The 15,122-nt window shown below is 58.4% G+C and carries 12 protein-coding genes; 7 read left to right on the forward strand and 5 right to left on the reverse strand.

The window, feature by feature from the left end; translation table 11 throughout:
* Positions 1–49: 49 nt before the first annotated feature.
* Both istB and istA read right to left on the reverse strand, forming a co-directional pair.
* Complete coding sequence (gene istB, locus A9D15_RS07910) at positions 50–817, reverse strand: IS21-like element helper ATPase IstB (RefSeq protein WP_066761576.1); 768 nt, start codon at positions 815–817, stop codon at positions 50–52.
* Positions 814–2,322 (reverse strand): IS21 family transposase, encoded by a 1,509-nt coding sequence (gene istA / locus A9D15_RS07915; protein WP_082924210.1) that lies wholly within the window; start codon positions 2,320–2,322, stop codon positions 814–816. The genes istB and istA overlap by 4 nt, the downstream gene beginning before the upstream one ends.
* 1,412 nt (positions 2,323–3,734) lie before the next feature.
* On the opposite strand from istA, the gene A9D15_RS17145 reads away from it, so the two are divergent.
* Positions 3,735–3,842: an HNH endonuclease gene (locus A9D15_RS17145; protein ID WP_373283508.1), complete on the forward strand. Its 108-nt coding sequence runs from the start codon at positions 3,735–3,737 to the stop codon at positions 3,840–3,842.
* 175 nt (positions 3,843–4,017) lie between these two features.
* Entirely contained in the window at positions 4,018–4,626 is a 609-nt protein-coding gene (locus A9D15_RS07920; RefSeq protein ID WP_066763774.1) for a flavodoxin family protein, read from the forward strand.
* Between the two features lie 253 nt (positions 4,627–4,879).
* Here the strand turns inward: A9D15_RS07920 and A9D15_RS07925 are convergent, their stop codons facing one another.
* From A9D15_RS07925 to A9D15_RS07935, 3 genes are all read right to left on the reverse strand, one after another.
* Complete coding sequence (locus A9D15_RS07925; protein ID WP_156521706.1) at positions 4,880–5,359, reverse strand: hypothetical protein; 480 nt, start codon at positions 5,357–5,359, stop codon at positions 4,880–4,882.
* A gap of 755 nt (positions 5,360–6,114) precedes the next feature.
* Positions 6,115–7,854, reverse strand: coding sequence for an alpha-amylase family glycosyl hydrolase (locus A9D15_RS07930; protein WP_156521707.1), 1,740 nt, complete (start codon positions 7,852–7,854; stop codon positions 6,115–6,117).
* Positions 7,833–9,044, reverse strand: coding sequence for an alpha-amylase family glycosyl hydrolase (locus tag A9D15_RS07935; protein ID WP_172807494.1), 1,212 nt, complete (start codon positions 9,042–9,044; stop codon positions 7,833–7,835). Before A9D15_RS07935 ends, A9D15_RS07930 begins: the two co-directional genes overlap by 22 nt.
* Before the next feature lie 282 nt (positions 9,045–9,326).
* Here A9D15_RS07935 and A9D15_RS07940 point away from each other — a divergent pair, with 282 nt between their 5' ends.
* The 5 genes from A9D15_RS07940 (at position 9,327) to A9D15_RS07960 (ending at position 14,999) form a co-directional block, all read left to right on the forward strand.
* Positions 9,327–9,515, forward strand: a complete 189-nt coding sequence (locus A9D15_RS07940; protein ID WP_066763778.1) for a hypothetical protein — start codon at positions 9,327–9,329, stop codon at positions 9,513–9,515.
* Between the two features lie 274 nt (positions 9,516–9,789).
* Entirely contained in the window at positions 9,790–11,427 is a 1,638-nt protein-coding gene (locus A9D15_RS07945) for a sensor histidine kinase (protein WP_066763780.1), read from the forward strand.
* Position 11,428: 1 nt separating this feature from the next.
* Positions 11,429–12,046 carry a response regulator gene (locus A9D15_RS07950; RefSeq protein ID WP_066763781.1) on the forward strand — a complete coding sequence of 206 codons (618 nt, stop codon included), beginning with the start codon at positions 11,429–11,431 and terminating at the stop codon, positions 12,044–12,046.
* Positions 12,047–12,206: 160 nt separating this feature from the next.
* A complete protein-coding gene (locus tag A9D15_RS07955) occupies positions 12,207–12,737 on the forward strand; it encodes a hypothetical protein (RefSeq protein ID WP_066763782.1) in 531 nt (176 codons plus the stop codon).
* A gap of 84 nt (positions 12,738–12,821) precedes the next feature.
* Entirely contained in the window at positions 12,822–14,999 is a 2,178-nt protein-coding gene (locus tag A9D15_RS07960) for a TonB-dependent receptor (protein ID WP_066763784.1), read from the forward strand.
* Positions 15,000–15,122 lie beyond the last annotated feature (123 nt).

Below are 15,122 nucleotides of genomic sequence, written 5' to 3' on the forward strand. Positions count from 1 at the left end.
GAGGGCGTAGCCCGAGCGGGGGTCGCCAACACCCGGATTGTCATTTCTGTCAGGGGTTGGGGCGTGCTTTTCGTGCCTGGCTCTGGGCCAGACGATAGCTCTCGCCATTCATTTCCAGGATGCTGACGTGGTGGGTAAGCCGGTCGAGAAGCGCGCCGGTCAGGCGCTCGGAACCGAACGTTTCGGTCCATTCGTCGAACGGCAGGTTGCTGGTGATCAGCGTCGAGCCACGCTCGTAACGCTGCGAGATCAGTTCGAACAGCAGTTCCGCGCCGGTCTTTGACAGGGGAACGAACCCCAGCTCGTCGATGATGAGGAGCTTGTATCCGGCCATCTGCTTTTGCAGGCGCAGCAGGCGGCGTTCGTCGCGTGCTTCCATCATTTCGCTGACCAGCGCGGACGCGGTGGTAAAACCGACTGTCAGACCCTTCTGGCAGGCCGCGAGGCCCAGGCCGATCGCGACATGGGTCTTGCCGGTTCCTGACGGGCCAAGGGCGATGACGTTCTCGCGCCGGATGATCCATTCGCAGCGCGCCAGTTCGAGCACCTGCATCTTGTTGAGCTTCGGGATGGCGGTAAAATCGAAGCTGTCGAGGCTCTTGGCCGCCGGGAACCGCGCGGCCTTGATCCGGCGCTCGACCATCCGCCGTTCCCGGTCGATCAGTTCCAGTTCGACAAGCCGGGCAAGATAGCGGACATGATCCACGCCCTCTGCCGCGCATTGCCGGGCCAGCTTGTCATGCTCACGCAGGAACGTCGGCAGCTTGAGCGTCTTGAGGTGATTGGTGAGCAGCAGTTCGGGAGCCGGGCTGCTCATGCCGCGTCCTTCGTCTCGCCCGACAACAGCCGCATGTACGAGCGCGCCGATGTCGTCTCCACCCTCGTCCTGGGCAGGTAGGGATAGATCGCCATATCCAGTCTGGGCACCCGGCGTTCAACCCGGCACAATACAAGGTGCTTCACCGCATCGAAGCCGATCGCGCCCATATCAAGGGCCTGCTTCACCGCGGCATGCAGATCGGCAAGCGTGAAGCTTTCCAGCAGGCGCAGCACCTGCACATACTCGCGCCGGCCATGCTTGCCCCCATGACGGTTCAGGCGCGCTTCCATCAGCCGGCGCAGCGTCACAAACGCCTCGGGCAGGTTCCAGCCTTGCAAGGGCGCGGCCTGATCGAGGGCATTGATCTTCTGTTCGATCAGGGGAAGGTAATGGACCGGATCGAAGGTCACGTCTTCGCGGCTATAGCTGCGGGGATGACGGGCAATGACCTCGCCCCGGCAGCCGATCACCACCTCGCCGACATAGCCCCTGATCCATACTTCCTGGTGGCCGAAGCGTACCGGTACCGAGTAATCATTGGTCCGGTAGCGCACCAGCGCCTGCGACGAGACCTGGCCGCTGGTCTGGTCACAGGCCTCGAACGGCGATGCCGGAAGGTCCTGCATCGCCGCCAGATCGCGTTGCAGTCTCTCGCCGATCGTCTCGTTCTCGCCGCGCAGCCGATCGTTCTGCCGTTTGCGGCATTGCTCCTCGAGCCACAGGTTGAACGCCTCCCATGTCGCGAACCGGGGGATCGGGACCATGAAGTTGCGGCGGGCATAGCCGACCAGACCTTCCACGCTGCCCTTGTCGTTCCCCTTGCCAGGGCGGCCGTAACGATCGCGGATCAGGTAGTGCGACAGAAAGGCGCTGAACAGCCTCGCGCGCCGCCGCGTGCTGTCAGGAAGGATCTTAGAGACCAGGCAGCGATCGTTGTCGTAGACGATCGAGAGCGGTACCGCGCCGAAGAACGCGAAGGCATGAACGTGGCCGTCCATCCACGCCTCGGCAACGGCCGCCGGATAGGCCCGCACGTAGCAGGCATCGCTGTGCGGCAGATCGAGCACGAAGAAGTGCGCCTTCTGCTCCACACCGCCGATCTCAACCAGAGCCTCGCCGAAATCAGCCTGTGCGTGGCCGGGGGCGTGCGCCAACGGCACGAACATCTCCCGGCTGCGCTGAACCCGCTCCCGGATGTAATCCTTGATGATCGTGTAACCGCCGGTGAAGCCATGCTCTGCGCGAAGGCGGTCGAACACACGCTTCGCCGTATGGCGCTGCTTGCGCGGAACCGACCGGTCCCCTTCCAGCCAGCCATCGATGATCGGTATGAACGCTTCCAGCTTCGGTCGCCGCACCGGGGCGCTGCGACGGTAACCGGGCGGCACCGAATACGACAGCATCTTGCGAACCGTGTCGCGCGATATGTTGAAATGCTTCGCTGCCTCGCGCTGGCTCATCCCTTCAGAACACGCCAGACGAACCCTCAGGTAAAGTTCCACGGTGTAAATCCCTCATCCCCCTCGCCGCCATCGCGAAAGGGAAAAAGTGGACGACTTTTACGCCGCCCGCAGCAGCACTTCGCCGCCGCTACCGTGGCCTAATTTTGCAGCGCCGTTCTCAAGTGCAGATGGAATGTTTCCATGGGTCTGTCCTCAAGTGTCGGACCTGGCCAGCGTCGCCACTCGACCCGCCAAGTCCGACATCGTCCCCCGGCCAGCGCATATACCACATCCGCTGACCACGGAAAAATCGCCCTCACCAATCCCCTGCGACGGGCACTGAGCCTAAGCGATCAGAGCGGACCGAGAAGATTGCAGCCCGATACTCATGTCTACTTCTCATCGAGGAGGACCGATCAGCCTTCCCGGCCCCATCGGGCTTACGTTGGGGGAATGACCCGACCCGCCGAGCGTATCACGATTTCGCTTGCACGCTTGTCAATAACGACGGGCCGTGCGGGGAACCGGCTGTGGGGTCAAAGCACGTTCAGGCGAAACCACTGTAAGACACGTGGCAGCGAAAGGTTTTCGACTGCCGGCACAGCAAAGCTCTTCGTAACCGATGGCCAACCGGCGATGGCTTTCTGATGCATCCTAACCGCAGCTATCCGCCTCTGATCTTCCAAAGACCCTTAAACCTTTGGTCCTGTTTCAGGGCGCACACGAAGTTGCCATCCTCGAAGAGTTCTGCGCGACGACCTCCATCGATAGTGCTCAGGACATTGAGGGCAGCGGCATATCCTCTCCCTCAAATTCAACAGTGCGTTCGACGCCGATGCCATCATCGGCGAGCTTTATCCTGTACGTGTGCATTGGATACGATCCCAACGCCAGACCGTTGGCTCTTGCGAAACAGAAATGCTCGACTCGTGACCGTAGATTTGACCGAGCGAAGGGGACACGCCAAGTCAGAAGCCGAAGCGTTAATTCAAATAATTTAAGGTTTAGTTTGTCATCAGGCGCTTGGAGGCGGAGATGACCCGCCGACCGAATGTTTTGCGCGCGTCCAGCCCTTCACGGCCATACATCGGTACAATGCAGCCTCCCGCTCGACCTGGTTTTGAATCTTGGCAACCTGCGCATGGCAGGATGCGAGCGCCTGATCGAAAGGTTCCGCACCAGATCCAATCCAACCGGGGTCGCTTGTCGCGCAGGCACTCAGAGCAACAATGGCGGGAATTACGCACTTCAGACGAACAAGCATGCCGACGCCTCCTCGAAAGCGGGAGAATTATGCTCGGCGGGCTGGCTGCGCAATCCGTTTCAATCTCTAAGCGCAAACCCTCGGACAAGGGAGGCAGGACACGCCGGCAGCAAGGTTATGGACGCGAGCACGCCAGGATGCGCGAGCACCTGAAGCAGACCGTCATCCTATACGAGCACTGCACCTTGGCAGCCGCAACACGGTCGGCATACACGCTGACCAAATCGTGCCGCTTGCCAAGGGCGGCACTGGCGATCGCTCGAACTACCGATGGCTCTGCGCAGGCTGTCACCGCAAGATAATTCTAAGGAATTAAATCAAGCTGAAGAGTCGATTAGGTTATTAACTAGGCGGAGAACGATCAGGTTTCCAGAATGGTGGCAAGCGTGCCTGGGACATGACGCACCGCATCGACGCACGCATCTGCCTCTCGACGGCACTTTGTCCCCTGAATTTTCGGAACATGCCGCTTGGCGTCCCGTTAAGGTTAAATGACAATCAAAGCGCTTGCTCTCAACTGCTCACTAAAGGCCGATCCGGGCCAGGCATCCTCAACCGATGTGATGATTTCGTTGCTGAAAGACGCGTTCGAAAAGCACGAAGTCGCAGTAACCCGAACCGTCCGGGTGGCATCGCTCAACATCAAGCCCGGTGTGACCTCGGACGAAGGAGACGGTGATGACTGGCCCGCCTTGCGCGAGGAGCTGCTCATTCACGACATCCTGATTTTCGGTGGCCCGATATGGATGGGTCAGGCCAGCAGCGTCGCGAAGCGGGTGCTCGAACGGCTCGATGCCTTTCTTGGTGAGACTGACGATAAGGGGCGGATGCCGAGCTTTTCCATGGTCGCTGTTGCCGCGATCGTAGGCAATGAGGACGGCGCGCACTGTTCTGCGGCGCAGCTCTTTCAGGCGCTCAACGACGTGGGCTTTACCATTCCGGCCGTGGCAGCGTGTTACTGGGTTGGCGAGGCGATGGGGTCAATAGATTTCAAGGATCTTGAAGAGGTCCCCGACAAGGTCACACAGACGGCGGCGATGGTCGCCGGCAATGCCGCGCATCTCGCCGGACTGCTTAAGCAGACCCCCTATCCTGGCTGACGTGAAGAGGTCGCGAAGGAAGAAATGAAATGCAGGAAACGCGAACCGAGAGCGATGACATCGGCCCGGCCGCATGTGCCGGATGACCCTTACTAGGGAGCGCAAACGCAGAGCAGCCTGACCAAATTTCTGTTCTCCCGGGGCACGAACAGATTCCGATGGTACTCATGCTCGCGCTGGCGACAATCAACCTAACAGCGTTCCGGGATGGCCTTCCCACGGTTAGATCGCGACGAATATTCCCACTGCTTCATCAGCGATAAGGCACAAAATCGCTAAGGAAGACGACCCCGGTATTAAAGCCTAGTGTCCTGTCCACGGTGCGAACGACGTCCTGCTTGCACAATTGGCCACCGGTGCGCTCGATCACGAGAACGTCTTTGGTGTCGAGCGAGCGAGGGTTATCAGGCCGCGCCACATAGATCGTGTCGCCAGCATCGTAGACGACGGCGGTTTCGTCGATCACCTTTAGGCGACTAGAGGCGTATGCGGAGATACAGCTTTGCGGCTCGCCGGCGGTTCGCCCGGCAAGCATCTCGGCGAGACGAGCCTCACCTCTCTCGACACTTGCTCCCATCGTCGTGGTTGCGCAGCCGGATAATGCGATGACCGCCAAGAAACCGGCTGTGGCGGTGGCGAGCGGTAGGTTGGCGGGGGATGTCATGGCAGTCCTTTCCTGGCGATGAAATTCCTGACGCGCATCGTCGACGATTCGATTGCGCAAGAAGTGCATCTGGATTCGATCTCTTTTGTCACGCTGCGGCTATACCAATAGCCACAGCAATGCAGAGCGCCGGATCTCCTGGCAGGACAGCTATCGCAACCGGCACTTCTTACTGTGAATGAAGTGCGTGTTCTAGAGGCGAACCAGCCGGCATTTATCTCAAATGCTGATGCAACGTTGGTCATGTGAAGCATTAGCCAGAAACTGGCTGCCAGCGAGACAACGAAGAAGGCCGCAGCTGCAAAACCGAAGACGATGATCTACATCTTTTGTCCCTTTTCAGAGAGATCTGGACGCTAGCATTACAACGCTCTTAACCAGGAATTGTTTCGAACTAGGAAATCCCCTGACTGGCCAAGGCTAGAACAAGCGGCCCTTCAGCTAGAGCAGTTGCCGTTGCTTGCAATCTTGCCTCTTGGTCTTTTCGGCATTGCGGCTACTCAATATGGGCCGATCGAACGGAGGAAACAAAAGAAGCCGAGCTAGCAAGTGGGGAAATTCCCAAGCAATCCTTGAGTGAAGTTAGTGAGTTCAAACCTCATGTTTGGCTTGCCCGCGCACGGTGCGAACTGGTTCCGTGTGCTGATCACGCGATTCTGAACAACTTTGCCAATGAGTTAAGGAGATCCCGACTTGGCTGATCGGGGCAGGGGAGGACGATGGCGAGAAACTTCCAAAGCCTAATTTTATAGCTCGTATGGCTATGAAAACGATGCGACCAAGTCTTGTCGAGGCTCGCTAGCCCACCGGCTTCGGATGGGCGATCACTGATCGTGACCTAGATGATCCCCCCTCTTTATAATGGCAAAGCCAAGTGGTGGTATTGAAATTCCGCGCCTTGAATTTTCTTCGACACAACCTGCCAACTTGATGAGCGCATCGTGATCATTGGTCGCAAACCATTGTTGGTCCAGGCTCACGTTGACGACGAATGTCAGACGGCGCTCGTCGTCAAAACGGTCGTAGGCGATCACCGGGGCTACATCGACATCATAGACCAGTTCGGCGCCGCACCTTACTAATGGCTCTTCGCGACGCCACGCCATCAGCTCCCGAAAGAAGTTCAGTACCGATTTTTTGTCTGCATCTTGTGCGGCTACGGATAGTTCGAAATGCTCTTGTGGCACAGGCAACCACGGTTTGTCGGCCTGCGTAAACCCTGCCTTCGTCTTCGATCGAGTCCAAGGAATTGGCGTGCGCACGCCGTCGCGGCCAGCGAAATCGGGCCAAAGGTTCTTGCCCCAAGGATCCCGTAGGTCGTCATTTTCGAGCTCAGGTTGAGGAAGGCCAAGCTCTTCTCCTTGAAAGATTATACTGCCACCCAACAATGTTGATTGCATGAAAAGCAATAACTTGGCAGCCGCGGCCCGGTCTCCTTCCTCCTCGGCAAACAAGGTCAGGTTCGAAACTGCCCGGACGGAATCGTGATTGGTGAGAACGTTCATCATCCAACCTGATCCCATGAAGCGGGCCCTTATGCTGAGCAGATCTCGCCAGTCGTTCAAAGATCTAGCAGCATTAATTAAGTCAAAGTCGTAGACAGCATGCAAACGCTCGCCGCGCATTGTGTACTTTACTGCGGTGCGGCTAGAATCGACATCGGCCAGTTCGCCGATCAACACACGCTCGGGCTCGTAGTTCCGGACCGCATCACGCATAGCTTCAATCACGGGGATTGCTTCTGGCACATCACGATCGAACAGGTGTAACTGCTTGCGGAAGGGGTTATTCGGACCGCCTCCGACCATCATGTTCGTCTCGCCGTCAGGCGCGAAGGGGTTGGGCCGTAGCCAAGGGTCGCAGCAGAGGCATTGCACCGCGTCGAGCCTGAAACCATCCACGCCGAGCTCGATCCAGTATTCAAAGATGCCGATGACAGCTTTCAGAACGTCGTCATTGCGCAAATTGAGCGCAGGCTGGCAGGTGAGAAACGGATGATAATAATACTGCGATCGGCGCGGATCCCATTCCCATGCCGAACCGCCGAAACTCGACAACCAGTTGTTGGGCGGCCCGCCATCCGATGCACTGTCGGCCCAAATGTACCAGTCGGCCTTAGCGTTATCGCGCCCCGACCGGCTTTCCAGAAACCACGGATGTTGCTCGGACGTGTGGCACGGCACAAGATCGATCAGGAGTTTTAGAGCGCGATCATGGACTGCTTCAATCAATTCTAAAAAGTCGCCCATTGACCCGAACATGGGATCGATGTTGCAGAAATCGGTGATATCGTATCCGAAGTCCTTCTGTGGCGAAGGATAGAAAGGCGAGAGCCATAGGCCATCGACGCCCAGGCTTTCGATATAGTCCAACTTTTCCAGAACGCCCTTCAGGTCGCCGATGCCGTCTCCGTTGCTGTCCTTGAAGCTGCGCATATAGATCTCGTAGAACATCGCGCCGCGCCACCACTCGACGTTCGAATGGCTCGATTTCGGATGATGCAGCATTGCTTCCGCGATCAGCGCCTCGCGTCCCGGGCGCATCAGTTCGTCGCTCCAAACCAAGCGCCATGGGCGGGAAGAACTAGTTCGCCATTTTCAACAACAGCTGCAAACCCGTGACCGTGTAACGGTTGGCCGAGCACGGCCCCATCCAGTGGGATGTGCACCTCGCAGGCGGACAGGTTGAACAGGCAACTGACATCCTGGGAATCATGCTTACGCGTGAAACCCAGGACGTTGGTCGGCACGTCGAGAAAATGCATGCCGCCCAGACGAAGAGCGGGAATGCCTTGTCGCCAGTTAAGGAACCTCCGCGTGCGGTTGAGCGTCGATCCAGGCAACGTTTCTTGCTGCCTTATCGATAGCTGCCGGTGCGGTTCAGTCATGGGCAGCCAAGGCTTCGCCTGGCTGAAACCCGCGTGCGGCTTGTCCGCATCCCAAGGCATCGGTGTACGCGCTCCGTCGCGTCCAATGAATGACGGGTAAAACTCACGGCCGTACGGGTCGACCAGATCCTCGTAAGGGATATCGGCATTCGGCAAGCCGAGTTCCGAACCTTGGTAAAGACAGGTCGCACCGCGCATGCAGGTCAGTGCAATCAGCGTGACAAGAGCCGCATCGGGTCTCTCCTCCAATCCCAAACGGGACACTGAGCGATGGAAATCGTGATTGTCCAGCGCCCAGCAGGGCCATCCGTCATTCGGGCCGAAGCGCAGGTTCTCGGCTGTGCGCCTTATCGTGGATGCGTTGAGTGTGTCGGCGCCCAGCAGCCAGTATCCATAGGCCAGCTGCAGACGGTCCGGGCCGGTATAGGCATGATGTAATGCTTCGCCATCACTCTGATGCAATTCTCCCAGCAGGGCGCGACCTTCGTATTCATTCGACAAGGCCCGCAACCTTCTAAGGAAATGCAGATTTTCAGGCTGGGCGATGTCGTTGCGATGTTCCTGCAGCGAATATGGGTTGAACATGAAGTGCGACCCGTGCGGGGCTTCTGCCGGTGGGTTGTCCTTCAGAGACCGGTCGTGAAAATAAAAGGCGCAGACATCGAGCCGGAAGCCGTCAACGCCCATCTCCAACCAGAAACGGCACACCTCGAGCACGGCCTCCTGTACTTCTTCGCAATGGTAGTTGAGGTCGGGCTGTTCGCGCAGGAAATTGTGCAGGTAATATTGCCCCCGCCGCGGTTCCCATTGCCACGAAGAACCACCGAACACTGACAGCCAGTTGTTGGGAGGTGCGCCCAGGTGCAAAGTTGGTTCTGATCTGCCAATGCTAGCCAGCGGGCGTTGGATTGGGCATATCGATTTGCATCGGAGATACCTATGGTCGAACGCTCGGAACTAGACTCAGAAGCGCGCCGCAAGGAGAAGTAGGCGCAGCGTGATGCAGATGCCCAGGCTCTTGCGAATGGGGAAATCACTCGATCAGATTTAGCAAAACGCAATGGGCTTTTCACCGCGGCTCGGATTGTTAGATTCAAAGTCAATTATAAGCGCGGCTAATCACTACGGTTGCGGGGCAGAAGAATCGATATGACGAAGAACGAAATCATCGCCATCCTCGAGCCGCGCTTCGCGTCGAAAGCTGAGGCATGCGAGTGGTATACCCATTTCCCAATCCCCGGCTTTAACGGCAAGACCACAGATCAACTTGTTAAAGATGGCCTAGGCTCCGCAGTCATCAGCTTTATCGAGAGCGTTGACGCAGGTGTTCACGCATAGGGACGACCTTAGTGCCAAACTCCCGCGATGTTCGGCTTTTGGGCCGATAACAGACTGTCCGGTGTTGGGCTGCAAGCTGTGAAAGCGGACATTGGCACCGACCACCATTATGGCCAGCACTCACTCGCTACTGCGGCCATCAGATGGGTGCACGGTTCTGCTTCAACGATTTCGATGAGATAAAGAAGGCGATTGATCTCGGATCTTGACCAATTGGGCAAGAAGCCGTCTTAACCGATAAGCCGAGAAACCAGGTTCTCAATGTTCGGAGTTGATGGCAAATGGAACGGCGCAGGTGTTGATTGCAAAGCCCAGCCGCATAACAGCCCTGGCGCGGATTACGCTGGCCAGCACATTTCTTCTGGCCATCTACGTTGATCCTTCGCAGCCCAGTGCCGCACCTGACAGCACGTACTTCATCCTTGCCCTTTATGTCGTGACGGCGGCTTTGTTTCTTGCGCTGACGTGGAACAGTTGGGCGCGCGATCAGCGCCTCGCCCTGCCTTCCCATACCATCGACCTTGCAGTCTTCGCGATCGTCGTCCTGACGACCGATGGCTACACGAGCCCGTTCTTTACCTTTTCGGTCTTCCTACTGTTGTCCGCGTCGCTGCGCTGGGGAGGGTGGGGCACCATTTGGACCGCCATTGCGGTGAATGCGATCTTCCTTGTCGCCGGCGCTATTTCCAGCGTCCTTTTCGAAATCACGCCCGACGCACAAAGAGTGCTGGTAAGGAGCGTCTATCTCGCGGTCCTTTCGCTTCTCTTCATCTTTTACACACTAGGCAGGACCGAAGGCGGCACCCTTGGCCGCCTTCAGGCGACGCTTGCCGAAACTGCGGGGCCTTCGGGCATAATGGCGGCTATCCAGGCGGAGGCCCGAATCCGCACTCGATCAACCACGGGATGGAGTTCCTTTCGGGACAGGGACGAACCGGGCGAAATCTTCGTGTTGATCGGCGCGGGGCAAGCACGTTCGACAACGAACGGCCCGTTGTTCAAATTCGACCGCCAGCCTGAAACCGCGTTCCTTTTCGATACTCGCACCGGCGATGCGATGAGTTCGAGGGACACCAAGCCGCGCAAACTGATTTCTACGCTAGAAAGGGCGCAAATAGAGGCTGTTCTGAACGATCCGGAAGGGCTGGTCATCCCTGTCTCGACCCCCGGCTTCGAAGGGATGGTCGTGGTGACCGGAAACGGCAATTTCAGCACACGGGATCTGAAGGTGGGGGCGATGTTGGCCGAGCTTGCCGAAAACCTGCTTCAACGGTGGGTGCTTTCGGAAAACGGGCGAGAGGCTTCGGCCAACCGTGTGCGTCTGTCGCTGGCCCGCGACGTGCACGATTCCGTTGCCCAAATCCTCGCGGGGCTTTCCTTCCGCCTGGAAGCGTTGCGCCGGATGGAGGAAGACCCGAACCTGCGCACGGCGATCGGCGAATTGCAGGGCGAATTGTCGCAAGAGCAAGGGCGGCTCAAAACCCTGATCTCGGCGCTCCGCCAGCCCCGCATCGAAAGGGACCGCGCCGATCTAAGGCCATCGATCGCAGCATTGGCCGAACAACTCGAAACCCAATGGCGGATATCGTGTGTTCTGGAGCCCGGCCCTGCGATCGTCGCATCGTCGATGATCGAGGAAGAACTGCTGCACATGGTGCGCGAGGCGGTCGGCAACGCGGTCCGGCATGGACGGGCAAAAACAGTTTCGATCACCCTTGGAATGGACGACGGCATTTTAAGGATGGACCTTTGCGACGACGGGCAGGGCACAGCGGGGGCTGAAGGCTTCGAACCCGTTTCCCTCCGCGAACGTGTGAGCGGATTGAAAGGGCATCTGGATGTGCGAAGCAGCGCCGAAGGCACCTGCCTTTCGATAGTCCTGCCCGATCCGCAGGCAGGCGGAGCAAGCTGACATGAGCCGCATCGTCATCGCCGATGATCATCCGCTCATGCTGTCGGGGCTGGTCGCGCTTCTTGGTCAGTCGTCGCACGACATCATCGGGAAAGCGACGAATGGTAACGAAGCCCTAATGCTCATCGAACAGCTTGAACCGGATATCGTCGTCCTTGACGCAAGGATGCCGGAGAAAAGCGGGGTCGAGGTAGTTCAGGAGCTGATCGCCAAGGTGCGGAGGCCAGCAGTCGTGGTCCTCACAGCCGATCTGAATGACGATGATCTGGTTGCGCTGATGGATGCGGGCGTTGAAGGCATCGTGCTTAAGAACGGGGGTGAACATCTTCTTGTCGATTGTCTCGACAAGGTCGCTTCCGGTCGCAATGCCATCCCGCGCGAACTTCGCAACAGGCATACCCAATTGATGGCGAGCAGGAGCCAGTCACCGCTCAACTCCCTTTCCCATCGCGACCGCGAAATCATCGCGCTTGTCCGCAAGGGCCTTCGCAACCGCGCGATCGGTGAAGAGCTTGGGCTGACCGAAGGAACCGTCAAAGTCTATCTTAACCGGATATATGAAAAGCTTTCGGTCAGCAGTCGGACCGAATTGCTCATGGTTCTTCAAACTCTCGTCTGATCGAAATGCCGCGACTTCGGCGGGTACCCTTTTGCGGAGTCCCTGTTCGGAACAAGTTTGGCGCAGTTCACCAAAGTTAATTATCGGTAACCAAACACTTAATTATTCCCTCCCTGTCCGCGGAAATGGATTCGCGTGTGGGGTGAGAAGGTTATTTCCAATGAAGAAGATCCTGATCGGTTCGGGTATTGCTGTTGCCATGATGTCGAGCGTCGCATTCGCTGCTGTCACGTTCGATGCCACCAGCGGTACGGGCTTTGTCGGCAAGGGTGATGTCCAACTGCTCTATGGCTGGAATGACCAGAAGCTTCAGCAGAATGCAGCCGGCGTTTCGTTCTCCTACGTCTCGGAAGAAACCTACAAGTACGACTGCACCTTCACGGTTGAAGTCGGCAAAGACAAGGTTCAGGAACCGCGCACGCAGCGTCGCGGTAAGACGACCGGCATCAATTCGTCGATCGCTTATGACACGCGCAAGAACTCTCAGGGCAAGGTGACCGGCTTCAACCTTCTCGGTTTCGGCGTCGAAAACTCGACTGGCGAAGTTCCGGTCGAAGGCGGCAGCTGCCCCGGCGGCCAGTTTGCCGATGGCGTGATCTCGAACGTCGAACTGATCTCCAGTAGCGGCGACGGTCTGACCGTGACTTATGGCGGCATCAGCTATCCGCTGGCTATCACGCCGACCATCTGATCGACCAACGATCGCAAGGCCTGAGCCCGGCCGTCGCAATGCTGCGGCGGCCGGGTTTCGCTTTTCGCAGATGACCGAACCGGAATGAGACGGGCTTTCGCCTGCGTTGCGTCGCTATCGGCGCTTGCGATTGCGAGTGGCGGCGTGGCTCATGCCGAGGACGGGGCGCGTTCCGATGGCGGCATCGACGGCGACCCCATCATCGTTCTTGGCACGCGTATCGTCGAACCTCTGGCCGATCTGCCGCCAGAAGACGTGCTCGACCCCGATGCCGTCGCTTCCTACGGCGCAGGCACCATCGGTGAGGTGATCGATGCGATCCAGGACGACTATGCCGATGCCGAGCCGACCATCCTTGTCGACGGGCGCCCGATCCCCGACAGGGGCGATATCGATGGCTTTCCCCCGGAAGCGATCGAACGGGTGGAAATCCTGCCGCAGGGATCGGCCGTCCGCGTGGGCGGTGCGCCGGGTGAGCGTGTCTATAACGTTGTCCTAAAACCTTCGGTGGCCAGCGTGACGGCGACCGTGTCGCACCGCATGGCGACCGAGGGCGGTTTTTCCGACGATGACCTGGAGGCGGTTCTAACCCGCGTGAAAGGGCGGGACCGGCTTAACCTGTCTCTCGCTTTTCGCGATTCCTCCCTTCTGACCGAGAGCGAACGCGACGTCGATCGTACGCCCGTCGCCGGAGTTGATGAGCGCCCCTACCGAAGCTTGCGCCCCGCATCACGCGGCATCGACATGAACGCCACGGGTTCGATGCGGCTGTTGTCATGGCTCGACCTTCAGGCTGCCGGCCGGATGAACTGGGCACGCGATGACGGTTTGAACGGATCGGCGTTCGCAGAGCCGCTGACGACGCGGTACCGTGCGCAGGGCGGTTCACTTACCACGACGTTGCTTGCCACGTCAGGCCAGTGGCAGGGTAGTGCCGGGCTGCGTGTGGCGCTGCGCGATACCCTGTTTCGGTTCGACAATCCCGAAACCGCGACGGCGACCATCGGTCGCTTTCGCTCCGGCAGCAAGTCGCGCGACCTTGGCGCAAATGTCGCGATCAACGCGCCGCTTGTGCAATTGCCCGCAGGTCTTGCTCGGCTTCGCACCTCGCTGGACGTAACACAGGTCAGGTATGACCCACGGTCAACCTATGCGAACGAATATACCCGCACCGACCGCAATTTGGCGCTGGGTCTGTCCCTGCCGGTACTTGCAGGGCCGCGGTTTGGCAGGCTGACACTCGACGGTGATTTGGGCCGCAACTGGCTTTCGGGTGGCGAACGGCTAGAACGCTGGTCGCTGGCCGCGAACTGGCAGGTCAGACCGTGGATACAGTTTACCGCCAGTACCGGACGCGCGCAGATGCCGGTCGATCCGGACCTGCTGACCACGCGTGTCTATAGCATCGACAATATCAGCGTATTCGACCCAGTCGTTGATGAAACTGTTTACGCAACGCTGATTTACGGCGGTAATCCCGAGCTCAGGACGCCGCGAACGACGACCCGCCGTTTCGCGGTCAGCGCCGCACCTGCTCGCAAGATCAATCTGCAATTGAGCACCGCTTTTGTGCAAAGCACCACTCATTACCAAATTGGCGCCGTTCCGCCGACGGGCAGTTCCTTGATCTATGCCTTCCCCGAACGTTTCGTCCGGGATGCGAGCGGTCGCCTGATCACCGTCGATTCCCGGCCGGTTAATTTCGGCGCCCATAAACAGGAAACGCTCCAGACTAGCATCGCGGCAACGATCCCGTTGAGCGGCGCGAAACAGGGTGTGGCAGCACGGCCCCAGCTTCGGCTCAATGCAAGTCATTCGATGGCTCTGTCGGACACGATCACCTTGCAGGACGGCGCTCCTGCTGTTGACCTGCTCGAAGGTGGGGTGATCGGTGTTGGCGGCGGGCGGACCCGTCACACCGCAAACGGAACTATCGCCGTTACGAAGGGAACGATGGGGCTGCAGCTCGACGGTTATTATACTGGGGTCAGCCTACTTTCGATTGGGACCGTTACCGAAAGGGACAGACTGCGATTTGGGCACAAGTTCACTATGAACTTGCGCGGATTTGTCGGACTTGGCTCGATCTTTGAGACCTCGGATCTTGCTAAAAAGGGGCGCTTGTCTGGGGTAATAGCCAATTTGACCAAGGCTCGCCGCTTGACCAGCAGTCAGGTTGGCAATGTTCCGGAGGCTTATCAGCTGATCTATTCGGATCCGATAGGACGTACGGTCGCAGTAGAATTACGCTTGGCGCTTTAGAATGCGCCAAGGCTGTTCCAAGAATTTGGGAAAGGCAAGGTGACAGTCGCTTTTGGTGTCCGGCACAACGGACCGGACAATTGATGGGCGCCCTTTGACTGCTGATGGGCCGAAAGGAGACTG

Source organism: Croceicoccus pelagius (genome assembly GCF_001661915.1).
GTDB lineage: Bacteria > Pseudomonadota > Alphaproteobacteria > Sphingomonadales > Sphingomonadaceae > Croceicoccus > Croceicoccus pelagius.

What these genes read in the sequence shown, in the direction of transcription:
- A9D15_RS07920 (WP_066763774.1), top strand. Translation starts at nt 4,018, where the DNA reads ATGACAATCAAAGCGCTTGCTCTCAACTGCTCACTAAAGGCCGATCCG.
- A9D15_RS07955 (WP_066763782.1), top strand. Translation starts at nt 12,207, where the DNA reads ATGAAGAAGATCCTGATCGGTTCGGGTATTGCTGTTGCCATGATGTCG.
- A9D15_RS07950 (WP_066763781.1), top strand. Translation starts at nt 11,429, where the DNA reads ATGAGCCGCATCGTCATCGCCGATGATCATCCGCTCATGCTGTCGGGG.
- A9D15_RS07940 (WP_066763778.1), top strand. Translation starts at nt 9,327, where the DNA reads ATGACGAAGAACGAAATCATCGCCATCCTCGAGCCGCGCTTCGCGTCG.
- A9D15_RS07945 (WP_066763780.1), top strand. Translation starts at nt 9,790, where the DNA reads ATGGCAAATGGAACGGCGCAGGTGTTGATTGCAAAGCCCAGCCGCATA.
- A9D15_RS07960 (WP_066763784.1), top strand. Translation starts at nt 12,822, where the DNA reads ATGAGACGGGCTTTCGCCTGCGTTGCGTCGCTATCGGCGCTTGCGATT.
- A9D15_RS07925 (WP_156521706.1), bottom strand. Translation starts at nt 5,359, where the DNA reads ATGCACTTCTTGCGCAATCGAATCGTCGACGATGCGCGTCAGGAATTT.
- istB (WP_066761576.1), bottom strand. Translation starts at nt 817, where the DNA reads ATGAGCAGCCCGGCTCCCGAACTGCTGCTCACCAATCACCTCAAGACG.